9 protein-coding genes are annotated in these 12284 nt (G+C 70.2%); 5 read left to right on the forward strand and 4 right to left on the reverse strand.

The genetic code is table 11. The annotated features are described in order from the left end of the window. The first annotated feature begins 15 nt into the window (after positions 1-15). From RN51_RS09455 to nagB, 5 genes are all read left to right on the forward strand, one after another. Complete coding sequence (locus tag RN51_RS09455) at positions 16-1233, forward strand: alanine racemase (protein ID WP_231579266.1); 1218 nt, start codon at positions 16-18, stop codon at positions 1231-1233. After that, entirely contained in the window at positions 1224-4496 is a 3273-nt protein-coding gene (locus RN51_RS09460; protein ID WP_045263790.1) for a family 20 glycosylhydrolase, read from the forward strand. The genes RN51_RS09455 and RN51_RS09460 overlap by 10 nt, the downstream gene beginning before the upstream one ends. A 79-nt stretch (positions 4497-4575) precedes the next feature. Further along, a complete protein-coding gene (locus RN51_RS09465; protein WP_045263791.1) occupies positions 4576-5763 on the forward strand; it encodes an ROK family transcriptional regulator in 1188 nt (395 codons plus the stop codon). Between the two features lie 43 nt (positions 5764-5806). Further along, positions 5807-6772, forward strand: coding sequence for an ROK family protein (locus RN51_RS09470; protein WP_197073224.1), 966 nt, complete (start codon positions 5807-5809; stop codon positions 6770-6772). Beyond that, a complete protein-coding gene (gene nagB / locus RN51_RS09475; RefSeq protein WP_045263792.1) occupies positions 6765-7544 on the forward strand; it encodes a glucosamine-6-phosphate deaminase in 780 nt (259 codons plus the stop codon). Before RN51_RS09470 ends, nagB begins: the two co-directional genes overlap by 8 nt. Before the next feature lie 29 nt (positions 7545-7573). Here nagB and RN51_RS09480 read toward each other — a convergent pair whose 3' ends face one another. The 4 genes from RN51_RS09480 to RN51_RS09495 are packed head-to-tail and all read right to left on the reverse strand — an operon-like array spanning position 7574 to position 11739. Continuing rightward, positions 7574-7981, reverse strand: a complete 408-nt coding sequence (locus RN51_RS09480) for an NUDIX hydrolase (protein ID WP_045263793.1) — start codon at positions 7979-7981, stop codon at positions 7574-7576. Continuing rightward, positions 7974-9338 carry an FAD-binding oxidoreductase gene (locus tag RN51_RS09485; protein ID WP_045263794.1) on the reverse strand — a complete coding sequence of 455 codons (1365 nt, stop codon included), beginning with the start codon at positions 9336-9338 and terminating at the stop codon, positions 7974-7976. The genes RN51_RS09480 and RN51_RS09485 overlap by 8 nt, the downstream gene beginning before the upstream one ends. 10 nt (positions 9339-9348) lie before the next feature. Continuing rightward, on the reverse strand, positions 9349-9720 hold the full coding sequence (locus RN51_RS09490) for a YrdB family protein (protein WP_045263795.1): 372 nt from the start codon (positions 9718-9720) through the stop codon (positions 9349-9351). Between the two features lie 9 nt (positions 9721-9729). After that, positions 9730-11739 (reverse strand): sigma-70 family RNA polymerase sigma factor, encoded by a 2010-nt coding sequence (locus tag RN51_RS09495; RefSeq protein WP_052674665.1) that lies wholly within the window; start codon positions 11737-11739, stop codon positions 9730-9732. Positions 11740-12284 lie beyond the last annotated feature (545 nt).

The raw sequence follows: 12284 nt of genomic DNA on the forward strand, positions 1-12284 counted from the left end.
TAGTAGCATTGTTAGATGCCTCTACAAATTCCGGATCCCGTTCTCGGCACCTGGACCAAGGGCTTCCCGGCGCACGCCGCGGGACTCCGCCTGTCGCAGGTGGGGGATGCGGATCTGCATCTCTCCGACCTCGTGACGCCGGTGCTGACGGTTCACGAGAGTGCCCTCGCACACAACGAGGAGACGGTCTTCGCTTGGGCGAGGGAGCAGCGAGTGCTCCTCGCACCGCACGGGAAGACGACGATGGCTCCGGCCCTCTGGCAGCGACTGCTCGACGCGGGAGCGTGGGGCATCTCCGTCGCGACGCCCTGGCAGGCCGAGGTCGCCATCGACGCCGGTGTCTCGACCGTGCTGATCGCGAACGCGGTCACCGACCTCGCCGCGGTGCGACGCCTGGGGGTGCTGCTCGCTGCCGATCCGGAGCTGCGCGTGCTGTGCTGGGCGGATTCCCTCGAGGGGGCGGCGATCCTCGCTCAGGGCATGCGTGATGCCCCGCGACCGCTGGAGGTGATGGTCGAGCTCGGAGGTGCGCACGGTCGCACAGGGGCACGGACGATGCAGGAGGGCGAGCGGATCGGGAAGGCCGTCTCGGAGGCATCCGGCCTGCGCCTCGCCGGCGTCGCGGGATATGAGGGTCCGTTCGGTCCGGACCGTTCCGAGGCCTCCGTCGTCGCCGTCGACGCGTACCTGCGTACCCTCGTCGACCTGCACGCACGCCTCGAGTACCCCGAGGGAATCCGCCCGGTGCTCAGCGCCGGCGGCAGCGCCTTCCCTGACCGGGCGGCGGCGGTGCTCGCATCCGCGGGGGGCGACGTCGACGTCGTCCTGCGTTCGGGCGCGTTCCAGATCCACGACGACGGCTTCTACTCGCGGATGTCCCCGTTCGGGCCGCTCGTCGGGACCGCACCTCTCCGTTCGGCGATGCATGCCTGGTCGCGGGTGGTGTCGCAGCCCGAGGACGGTTTGGCTCTCCTCGACGCCGGACGGCGCGATGTGCCTTTCGACCTCGACCTGCCGATCCCGCAGAACGTGCACGGGGAGATCACGGCGCTGAACGACCAGCATGCGTTCCTCGGTCTCTCGGGCGACGATGCGGTCGCCGTGGGCGATGTCGTCCGTCTGGGTCTCTCTCACCCGTGCACGGCCTTCGACAAGTGGCGGGTGGTCGCCGTGATCGACGACCCCGACTCCGCCGACCCGCGCGTGATCGGGGCGGTGGCGACATGCTTCTGAGTGCCGAGAAGGCCGCGGCCGGACGCGTGCGGGTGTACCGCGGAGCCACCGTCGTCGACGGGACGGGTGCGCCCCGGTACGTTGCCGACGTCGCGGTCGAGGGTGCGCGGGTCGTCGCGGTCGTCCCCGCCGGTGCGGGGGGTCCCGAACTCGAGCTCCCCGATGGCGCGGTGGAGGTTGCGGCGAGCGGCCTCTTCCTCGCGCCCGGATTCATCGACATGCACGCGCACAGCGAGCTCGCGGTGCTGAGGGGGGTCGCGCACGAGGCCAAGGTCCGCCAGGGCGTGACGACCGAAGTGCTCGGCCAGGACGGCCTGGGTTACGCGCCCCTCGACGACGCGGCTGCCGCGATCATCCCCGCGCAGATCGCCGGATGGAACGGGACCCCCGCCGACGTGCCATGGCGGACGATGGACGACCTGCTCGCGGCCATCGACGACGCAGCGGTCGCGAACGCCGCCGTCCTCGTTCCCCAGGGCAATCTGCGGATGATGGTCGTCGGTCACGAGAACCGTCGGGCGACCTCTGCCGAGCTCACAGCGATGGGCGAGATCCTGGGGCGCGCGCTGGATGCGGGAGCCTTCGGGATGTCGAGCGGCCTCACGTACACGCCGGGGATGTACGCCGACACGGCCGAGCTCGAAGCCCTGTGCCGCGTCGTCGCCGAGCGCGGAGGTTACTGGGCACCGCATACCCGGAGCTACGGGGGAGCGGCGCTCGAGGCGTACCGGGAGGCCCTCGACATCGGTCGACGCACCGGATGCCCCGTGCACCTCACGCACGCGACGATGAACTTCGCCCCGAACCGAGGGCGCGCCGATGAGCTCCTGGCCCTGATCGACGAGGCGATCGCGGACGGTGTCGATGTGACACTCGACACATATCCGTATCTGCCGGGCGCCACCACTCTGTCCGCCCTGCTGCCGAGCAGGCTGGCGGAGTCCGGCGACCTGCTCGCCGCCCTCTCCGCGCTCGACGAGGCGGGCAGAGAAGCCGTCCGCGTGGAGCTGGAGGACGTCGGCTGCGACGGCTTCCACGGCGAGAAGGCCGATTGGACGCAGATCCAGATCTCCGGCACCGTGAACCCCGCCCTCGCCGGTCTGGTCGGTCGGACGATCGCCGAGATCGCGAGCACGACCGGTCGCCGCGCCGTCGACGTGGTGCTGGACACGATCGTGCAGGACGCCGCCGCCACCGGAATCCTCATGCACATCGGAGACGAGGACAACGTCAGGGCGATCATGCGTCACCCGCGGCACACGGGCGGCAGCGACGGAATCCTGATCGGAGCGCGCCCGCACCCGCGTGGGCGCGGCACGTTCCCGCGGTACCTCGGACACTACGTGCGCGAACTCGGCATCCTCACCTGGGAGGAGGCCGTCCGTCACCTGGCCGGCACTCCGGCGCATCGGCTGGGGCTCGACCGAGGCGATGCGCCTCGGGGCGTCCTCCGGCAGGGTGCGACCGCCGACCTCGTGCTCTTCGACCCGGACACGATCGAGGCCGGGGCCACGTTCGATTCCCCGTTCGACGCCCCGCGCGGCATCGTCGAGGTGCTCGTCGGGGGAGTGCCGGTGGTGTCGCACGGCGAGATGACCGGACTCACCCCCGGCCGCGCGCTGCGGATGCCTCCGCCGGCGCATCGAGCGACGGTGCCCCACGTCGATGCCCGCATCGATCCGACCGCCCCGGGATTCGAATGGACCGACCGGACGCCCGTCGTCTGCACGCCCGGTCTCGCCCCTTCCGCCGCCCGGCTGAGCGGCATCTCGGGGACAGCCGATGCGACCCTGGCGCCGATCCGTCTGGTGGTCGATGAGACCCTCGGCGCGGAAGCCGCGAACGAAGGCCGCGTCGGCGACGAGGCTTTCCGGGTGAGCGTGAGCGCCGCCGGCATCGAGGTCAGAGGGGCGACACCTGCCGGCGTATTCCGTGGCGCCACCACCCTGCGCCAGCTGCGGGATCCGGACGCCGTGACGTCCCGCATCCCTGCCGGGGTGTGGACGGGATCGCCCGCCTACAGCTGGCGCGGCACGATGCTCGACGTCGCCCGGCACTTCCGGCCGGTGGAAGAGGTCCGCCGCCTGGTCGATCTCCTCGCCGATCACCACCTGAACGTGCTGCACCTGCATCTCACCGACGATCAGGGGTGGCGTTTCGAGGTGCCCGGCTTCCCGCGACTCACGGAGGTGGGGGCACGTCGGGAGGCCACCCAGCTCGGACACGGTCCGCTGGCGACCGTCGAACCCGGAGTGCACGAGGGCTTCTACACGACGGCGGAACTGCGGGAACTCGTCGCCTATGCGCGCGAACGCTTCGTGACGCTCGTGCCGGAGGTGGAGCTGCCCGGACACATCCAGGCGGGTCTCGCCGCATACCCGGAGCTGGGCAACGTCGATGTCGGAGAGCCGGTGGTGTCGGCATGGGAGCGCTTCGGGGTCAACCCGCGCACCCTCGCCCCGACGGACGCGGCCCTGGCCTTCGGATACGCCGCGATCGATGTCCTCTGCGACGTGTTCGACTCGGAGTGGATCGGTATCGGCGGCGACGAGGTGCCGGTCACCGAGTGGGAGCAGAGCGCCGCCGCGGCCGAGCGGATGCGACAGCTCGGACTCGACTCCGCTCACGACGTGCAGCCGTGGTTCACGGAGCACTTCGTCGCGCATGTCCGTGAGCGCGGTCGCACGGCGCTGGCCTGGGATGAGGTGCTCGAGGGGGACGTTCCCGAGGGAGTGCGCATCCTTGCATGGCGGGGCCCTGCGGCGATGCGCGAGGCACTGCGACTCGGCATCGAGGTCGTGGCGTGCCCCGACCTCGAGGTCTACCTCGACTATCCGCAGTCGGAGTCGGAGGAGGAGCCGATCAGAGTGGGCCCTCCGCTCACGATCGAGCGGGCCTACTCCCTGCGCGTCGAGGACGGCGCGGTGGGGGGACAGGCGAACGTGTGGAGTGAGCACCTGCCCACCAGGGATCGCGTCGACTTCGCGATGTTCCCGCGCCTCTCCGCGATCGCCGAGAGGCTGTGGGACGGAGGGGAGCCTGCGCCGTACGCGGACTTCGAGCGGCGTCTGCCGACGCATCTGCGACGGCTCGCCGCATCGGGGGTGCGGTATCGTCCCCTTGACGGGCCGGAGCCCGCGCAGCGCCGACCGGGCGTGCCGGGCAAGCCGCTCACGATCGAGGCGCGGGAGCAGATCGTCGCCCGCCTGGTCGAGCGCCTCCTCGGGCGCTCACGCACGGTCGTCGCCGACGATCGAAAGTAATGTAACGTTTCGGTAACCCTGCCCGCACGTCCGCGGGCAGAGGTTGCGCAAATTTTGTTCGTAAGGTCTACTAACAAACATGTCCGTTTCGGATGAACAGCGTTTCGCATCGCCGTCAGAGTACGCCGGTGCGAATGCGCACGCCTTCGGCCCAGGGCGCCATCTGCGCTCGCGATCAAAGGTGCTGCCTGAGCACGCGCGCGGACACAACCGTGCGCTGGTGCTGCAGACGCTCTATCACGCGGGTGCGATGAGTCGCGCCGACCTGTCCAGGGAGACGGGCCTCACCCGTGTCACCATCTCCGACCTGGTCGCCGAGTTCATCGCCGACGGCATCGTCATCGAAATGGGCGTGCGAGAGGCCGTGGGGCCCGGGAAACCGCCCATCCTCATCGACATCGACCGTTTCGGACATCAGATCGTCGGTCTCGATCTCTCCGGTCCGGACGCCTTCACCGGAGCGGTGCTGAGCCTCGACGGCGACGTGCTCGAGCGTCGCGAGGTGGCCCGCCCGAAGTCGCCTGACGGCGAAGCCGCGTACGCAGCGCTGAGAGAGCTCGCGCAGACCCTGGTCGATGTGTCGACTCAGCCGCTGCTCGGCGTCGGCATCGGCACCCCGGGTGTCGTGCGCCCCGACGGCCTCGTGCTGAGCTCTCCCAACCTCGGTTGGACGAACTTCCCGCTGGAGGCGAAGCTCGGGGTCGATCTCGACCTTCCCGTCCTCGCTCGCAACGACGCCAACGCCGCGGTGCTCGCGGAGTACACGTTCGGGGAGGCGAAGGCCGACTTCATGCTGATCAAGATCGGCAAGGGTGTGGGAGCCGGTCTCATCACCGGAAGCCAGCCGCTGCTGGGCAGCCGATTCGCCGCCGGGGAGATCGGCCACGTGGTCGTCGGAACCGACGGCGGACCCCGCTGCGCGTGTGGCAAGGACGGCTGTCTCGAGGCGTGGCTCAGCGTCAGCCGGCTCGAGGCGGCGATCGCCGCTGATCCCGACGCTCGTGACGAGATCCTGCGCGACGCCGGCACGCGGATGGCGATCGCCACCGCACCGATCGTCGCCGCACTCGACCTCTCGGAGGTGGTGATCTCGGGGCCGGCGGAACTGCTCGACGGCATCCTGATCGAGGCCGCCATCGCCACTCTGCACGCGCGCACGCTCGAGGGCGTGTTCGAAGACGTCGTCGTCCGATTGACGCACCAGGAGGACATCGTCCTGCGTGGAGCTGCCGTCATGGTGCTCTCGGGACAGCTGGGAGTGTCGTGAACGTCACCTGCATCACGACCGTCACGGTGCGGAGCAGCATCCGATGACGGGTGCGAGCGATGCCGACCCCGCCGGTCGGCGGATTCGAGTGGGCCTGGACGTCGGCGGCACCAAGATCGACGCCGTCGCCGTCGACTCCTCTGGGGTCATCCGCGGACGGCTGCGCCGACCCACGGGGTGGGGTGACGAGGCGGTCGTCGACAGCATCGTGGCGGCCGTGACCGCACTCGCGGAGGAGAGCGGATTCCCCCTCTCGGACGTCGGCTCCGTCGGAATCGGGATCCCCGGGCTCGTCGACGCCGAGACCGGGCGCGTCGACCACGCGGTCAACCTCGGTGTGGAGTCCCTGGACCTCGCCGTCAGAGCCGAGCTCGCACTCGGGGTCCCGTTCCGCGTCGAGAACGACGTGAAGGCCGCAGCCCTCGGCGCGGCCGTGCTGAGCGGAGTGGCCGGTTCCATGGCCTACCTGAATCTCGGGACCGGCGTCGCCGCCGGGATCGTGATCGACGGGCGCATCTGGCGCGGAGCGCGGGGAACCGCAGGCGAGGTCGGCCATCTCTCCGTCGATCCGCGAGGACGCCTGTGCGGCTGTGGGCAGCACGGGTGCGTCGAGACGTTCTGCGGCGGAGGCGCCCTGGCCAAGGCCTGGGGCCGTCCAGGGGCATTGCCCATCAGGGACATCTTCGACGCGGCGGAGGCCGGCGACCCGCAGGCCGTCTCGCTGCGTGATGACCTCTTCCACGGAGCAGCCGCCGCCGTCCGTGTTCTCGTGCTCTCCGCGGACGTGGAGAAGGTGGTCATCGGGGGAGGGCTCACGGCTCTCGGCGACCGACTCGAGAGCGGACTCCGCGCCGCCCTCCATGCCGGCGCTGAGGCCTCGCCGTTCATGCGGTCGCTCCGCCTGGATGAGAGAATCGAACTGCTTCCCGCGGGCTCTCCCGCCGCCGCATTCGGCGCCGCACTCGTCGGCGCCTCCACCACCGAGAAGGAGATCGTCCCGCATGGCTGAGGTCGTCATCGTCGAGAACGCCGAGGCCGCAGGTGCCCTGGTCGCCACCGAGATCGTGGAGCTGATCGCGCGTCGTCCGGACGCCGTGCTCGGCCTCGCGACGGGGTCGACCCCGTTGCCGGTGTACCAGGCGCTGCGCGCTCAGCTCGCAGGTCGAGACGTCTCGCAGGTGCGAGGTTTCGCCCTCGACGAGTACGTCGGCATCGACCCGGCGCACCCGGAGAGCTACCGCTCCGTCATCACCCGCGAGGTCGTCGAGCCCCTCGGCCTCGACCCTGAGCGCATCCACGTGCCGAACGGGGCTGCGGCGACCATCCAGCATGCGGGTGAAGACTACGACGCTGCCATCGCGGCGGCCGGTGGAGTCGACCTGCAGATCCTCGGAATCGGCACCGACGGGCACATCGGGTTCAACGAGCCCGGCTCGTCCTTCGCCTCCCGCACGCGTGTGAAGACCCTGACGGAGCAGACGCGCGAGGACAACGCCCGCTTCTTCGACTCGATCGACGAGGTCCCGATGCACTGCATCACGCAGGGACTCGGGACCATCCTGGAAGCCCGCCACCTCGTGCTGCTCGCCTTCGGTGAGGGCAAGGCCGAAGCCGTGGCCGCTGCCGTCGAGGGACCGCTCACCGCGCTCCTGCCCGGTTCCGCGATCCAGCTGCACCCGCATGCGACGATCGTCGTCGACGAGGCTGCGGCGTCGCGTCTGGCGCTCGCCGACTACTACCGGTACACCTTCGCCAACAAGCCGGCCTGGCAAGGCATCTGACGCCCGCGTGAAGCCTGCCCCGGCTGAATTCAGACCGCCGGGGCGGGCCAGGCGATCGGGAGCAGATGCTCGACGCTCAACGGCGCCAGCGGGAGCGTCCCGAGGTCTGCGGGGGTGATCCAGCGCAGCTCGGCGAGTTCGGCCTGAACGGTGACGGACGCAGGATCGATGGAGGTCGCGAAGGCGTCCGCGATCACCCGGTGTCCCGGTTCGTTCGCCGCGGCCGAGACGAACGTGCCGAGGGGGCGGAGCGCGGCTTCATCGAGCACCAGCCCGAGCTCCTCGTCGAGCTCGCGGATCAACGTCTGCGCGGGGGTCTCACCGGGTTCGGGCTTACCGCCGGGCTGCATGAACATGCTCGTGCCCTGTTTGCGGACCACCAGCACCCTGCCCGCCTCATCGACGATCACGGCAGCACTCACATGGATGTCAGGCATCGACGCTGAACACCTTTCCGGGGTTGAGGATGCCGAGCGGATCGAAGACCGCGGCGATCTGGCGCTGAAGGTGCCACTGGTCATCGCCGAGTTCGTCTGCGAGCCAGCGGCGCTTGAGCACGCCGATGCCGTGCTCTCCCGTGAGCGTGCCTCCGAGGCGGATCGCGGCGCGGAACAGCTCATCGGCGGCCGCCCACACATGTGGCGGCGTCTGCGTCCCCTCGAAGATGAAGTTCGGGTGCAGGTTGCCGTCACCCGCGTGCGCGACCGTCGGGATGACCATGCCGTACTCGCGCTCGATGCGCGCGATCTCGTCAAACATCGCGGGCATCGCGCTCCGCGGGACCGAGACGTCTTCGATCAGCGTGGTTCCGAGCGAGGCCATCGCCGCGTGCATCGAACGGCGTACCGCGAGGAGGCGCTCGCCCTCTTCGCGATCGTGCGAGACGACCGTGAGACCGTCGTGGGCCCGCAGGATCGCGGCGATGGCGTCCGCCTCGGCAGCGGCGGCCGGGCCGTCGGTCTGGATGGTCAGCTGGGCTGCTCCCGGACTCGGCTGGGGAAGGGAGAGAAGCGCGTGCACGGCCGTGAGGCTCGCGGAGTCCATCAGCTCCATGATGGCGGGCTGGAGGCCGGCGGCTGTCACGGCGGCCGATGCGGCGGCGGCGCCTCGCACCCCCGGGAAGGTTGCAGCGACCGTGCAGGCCTCGCCAGGGACCAGCCTGCGGAGCTTGAGGGTGGCCCCGACCACGACGCCGAGCGTGCCTTCCGAGCCGACCACCAAGGCGGTGAGGTCGAGCCCTGTCACGCCCTTGACGCTGCGGTGTCCGAGGTGCAGCAGGCGTCCGTCGGCGAGGACCAGGTCGACGCCGAGCACCGCATCCCGCACCACTCCGTACTTGGCGCAGAGCAGACCCCCGGCGCCTGTCGCGATGTTCCCGCCGACCGTGGAGATGTCTCGGCTGGCGGGGTCGGGCGCCCACCACAGCCCGTGAGCCGCGAGCACGGCATTGAGGTCGGCGTTGAGGATTCCGGGTTCGACGACGGCGAGCAGATCGTCGGCACGGATCTCCCTGATCGCGGTCATCCGGCGGAGGGAGAGCACGATCTCGCCCGTACCGGCGTTCGCGCCTCCGGCGAGTCCGGTGCCGGCACCGCGCACCACGACCGGCGTGCGGGTGGCCGTCGCGATGCGCATGGTCTGCTGCACGTGCTCCACGCTCTCCGCATGGATCACGGCGAGCGGACGGCCCGCGGCCGCGTGCCCTGAGCGGTCGGATCTGGCGTGCTCGAGCGACGTCTCATCGGTGTCGACGAGGGATCCGAGAGACTCCTTCAGGAGTGCCAGCACACTCACGAGGCCGACCTCACGCCAATGCGCGCCGGCCGCTGAGCACGCCTGCGACCACGGCGACGAGAGCGAACGCGGTGCCGATCAGTGCCTGACCCATCGACCACCAGGCGATCGTGACACCGACGTAGATCAGCAGCTCGACCGCGGCGCGAAGGAACGGGTGCACGCGCAGGACCGGCCGCGGTGACAGGAAGAGCGCCCACACGAGGAGCACCAGCACCGGCGCTCCGACGCCGATCACGATGTTCCACGGAAGATCCCAGCTCGCGAACCCCCACAGCGCCAGCGAGGCGACGGCGACGATCAGGACGACGGCGCGCACGATGTCGAGGGCGGTGATCACCGGACGGTCGACGCCGGGAACGGGAGCGGGATCCGAGGGCATGGATCCAGTCTATTCGGCGGCGAGGGCTTCCTCGGCCGACGCGACGGGCACCTCGGTGGGCGCTGCCGCGGGTGTCGTCTCGGCCGGCGGAGTCTGGACGGGGGCCGTCTCGACCGGAGCTGATGCAGCGTCGACCGTGGCCGGTGCATCGTCGGCCGGTGCCGGTGCCGGTGCCGGTGCCGGTGCCGGCACCGGGGCGGGCGCGGGTGCTTCCGGCTCGGGAGCGACCGGAGCAGACTCGGACGGCACCGACGACGCGGAGACGTCGCTCGTCGTGGTGGGCGTCGCGGTGGCCGATTCGACCGGTGCCACTTCCTCCGGGATCTCGGGGCGGTTGGGCTCGAGCTCGAGAAGGGTGGTGACAGCGGAAGGGCCCGTGCCGGATGCGAGGACGTAGCGGAACGTGACGGTCGTGAGGTCGGCGTCGATGAACTGCCAGAAGGTGGGACGGAGATCGATGACACCGAAGCCGGACTCGTCGAGCAGGATGCTGTCACCCCCGCCGGAGCGGTCGTCCAGGAGCGCCTCGACTCGCTGACCGGCCACGCCTGAGACCGGGATGCTGTAGTGGACCTGGAGTCCGTTGAACCAGATGGTGGCGGTCTGCCACGTCGGTGCCTCCGTGGGCGTGACCGGTCCCACCGGGTCGACGGGGTCGACGGGCTTCTCGGGCTCGACAGGGTCCACGGGATCGACCGGAGGAACGGTGACCGGTGGGACCGTGACGGGCGGCACGGTGACGGCCGGGCCCACCTGATCCGCGCCCGGCTGCGGTTCCGCCACCGGAGGTGCAGGACTCTCGTCCGGGACGGTGGCCGGCGGCTCGACGAGGACGGGCTCGTCGAGGCTCATCTTCTCGTCGGGTCCGACGTCTGCGGAGATCGAGGACGGCTCTCCGTCTGCGGCGTTCGGGAGCGAGGTCGCGGGATCGGCGCCGGCCAGACCAGGCACGATCGCGGCGGCGGCGACGACGCCGGCCACGACCAGGGCGGCGGATCCCACCCCGACGAGCGCACCGATCCCGGTGAACATGCCACCGGCCGACCCTGCGCCTGACGACGCTCCCGCCGTTCCACCCGCCGAGCCGCCGGCGCCGGAACCGGAGCTTCCGTGCGCGGCGAGACCGGTCGCGGCGTGTGCGGCGCCGGGGTCGCCGGCGAAGACAGCGCCGGGGATGGTCGAGGGCATCCCCGCCAGAGCGACGATCGGCGTGCCGGCGCCCTGGAGCGTCGCGAGGTAGCCCGCGGCTCCGGTGACGCCGAGGACGAGGGGGAGCAGCACGAGGGCGAGACGCTTGGAGACGTCCTTCGCCTCAGCCGCGACGATCATGCACCGGGCGCATTCATCGAGGTGCCGTTCGAGACGCTTGTGGTCGCGGGTGCTGAGGTTGCCACGCGAGTAGGCGCCCAGGTGCTCGATGGTCCACTGGCATTCGGAGCCGTCTTCGGCGCTGCGCAGATGGGCCTGGATCCAGGCTTCACGCAGACCTTCGCGGGCGCGGAAGGCCAGCTGCGACACGGCACCGGCCTTCATCCCGAGAAGAGGCCCGACCTCCTGGGGCTTCATCTGCTCGATCTCGGTGTACCAGAGCACCTCCTGCCAACGGGAGGGGAGGCTGCGGAACGCCTGAGCGGTGAGGCTGCGGTCGAGTGCCTCGCTTGCGGCCTGGTCGGTGCTGTCGGGGTCGGCGACGGTGTCGAGTTCGTCGATCGCTGTCTCGCGGCGCGCGCGCCCCCAGCCTGCCGCCGTGTTGCGGATGCTCGTGAACAGGTAGGCGCGGAACGAGCCGTTGGGGCCGCCGCCCTTGAGGATCGCCTGGTAGATGCGCGTGTACGACTCCTGAACCAGATCGTCCGGGTCGATCGAGGAGGTCACGGAACGAGCGACGGAGAGTCCGGACGGGTAGTGCCGTCGCCAGAGTTCACCGAACGCCCCCGTGTCTCCCGAGCGGGTGCGGAGGATCAGGTCGGCGTCGCCGATCGTTTCGTCGTGAGTCGTGTTCTCTTCGTGCACAATCATCCATCTGTCGCGGGGCGCAGCTGCGCCTCCACCGGAAGAGACGCATGAGAGCGCCTCTCATCACGCGACTCCACCATTCTCTCGCGAATCTCCCAGGGAAGCCACCCTCGGCCCGAACTCCAAGCGGATGCCCGGCTGGGAGCAGCGGTGCCGTCCAGGCGGTGGACGCGGCGTTCGCAGCTCATCGAAGTTTTTTCGGGAAGTCGCGTAATGAATCGGGATGTGCCACGTCTCATCCCATGTAGACAGCCGTAGCGATCCCACCGGGGGGCGGGATCCAGGCGCTGGTGCGGGGGGTAATCGCGCCGGTCGGGCGGGTCGGGATCCTCGGGGGAGGAGAACCCGGCCGCCCGTCTCACGAGGGGGAACAGAGGCCGCCGATCTGGGGAACGGCGGCCTCCCACACTCTGATCAGACGATCGAGAGCGCTTCTCGAAGTTTTTTCGGGAAGTCGCGTAATGAATCGGGATGTGCCACGTCTCATCCCATGTAGACAGCCGTAGCGATCCCACCGGGGGGCGGGATCCAGGCACTGGTGCGGGGGG

Origin of the sequence: Microbacterium oxydans (assembly GCF_000956405.1) — a bacterium.
GTDB classification, from domain to species: domain Bacteria; phylum Actinomycetota; class Actinomycetes; order Actinomycetales; family Microbacteriaceae; genus Microbacterium; species Microbacterium oxydans_C.

Coding starts and splice junctions, on each gene's coding strand:
- RN51_RS09480 (WP_045263793.1), bottom strand. CDS start 7,981: ATGCCTGACATCCATGTGAGTGCTGCCGTGATCGTCGATGAGGCGGGC.
- RN51_RS09455 (WP_231579266.1), top strand. CDS start 16: ATGCCTCTACAAATTCCGGATCCCGTTCTCGGCACCTGGACCAAGGGC.
- nagB (WP_045263792.1), top strand. CDS start 6,765: ATGGCTGAGGTCGTCATCGTCGAGAACGCCGAGGCCGCAGGTGCCCTG.
- RN51_RS09460 (WP_045263790.1), top strand. CDS start 1,224: ATGCTTCTGAGTGCCGAGAAGGCCGCGGCCGGACGCGTGCGGGTGTAC.
- RN51_RS09490 (WP_045263795.1), bottom strand. CDS start 9,720: ATGCCCTCGGATCCCGCTCCCGTTCCCGGCGTCGACCGTCCGGTGATC.
- RN51_RS09495 (WP_052674665.1), bottom strand. CDS start 11,739: ATGATTGTGCACGAAGAGAACACGACTCACGACGAAACGATCGGCGAC.
- RN51_RS09470 (WP_197073224.1), top strand. CDS start 5,807: ATGACGGGTGCGAGCGATGCCGACCCCGCCGGTCGGCGGATTCGAGTG.
- RN51_RS09465 (WP_045263791.1), top strand. CDS start 4,576: ATGTCCGTTTCGGATGAACAGCGTTTCGCATCGCCGTCAGAGTACGCC.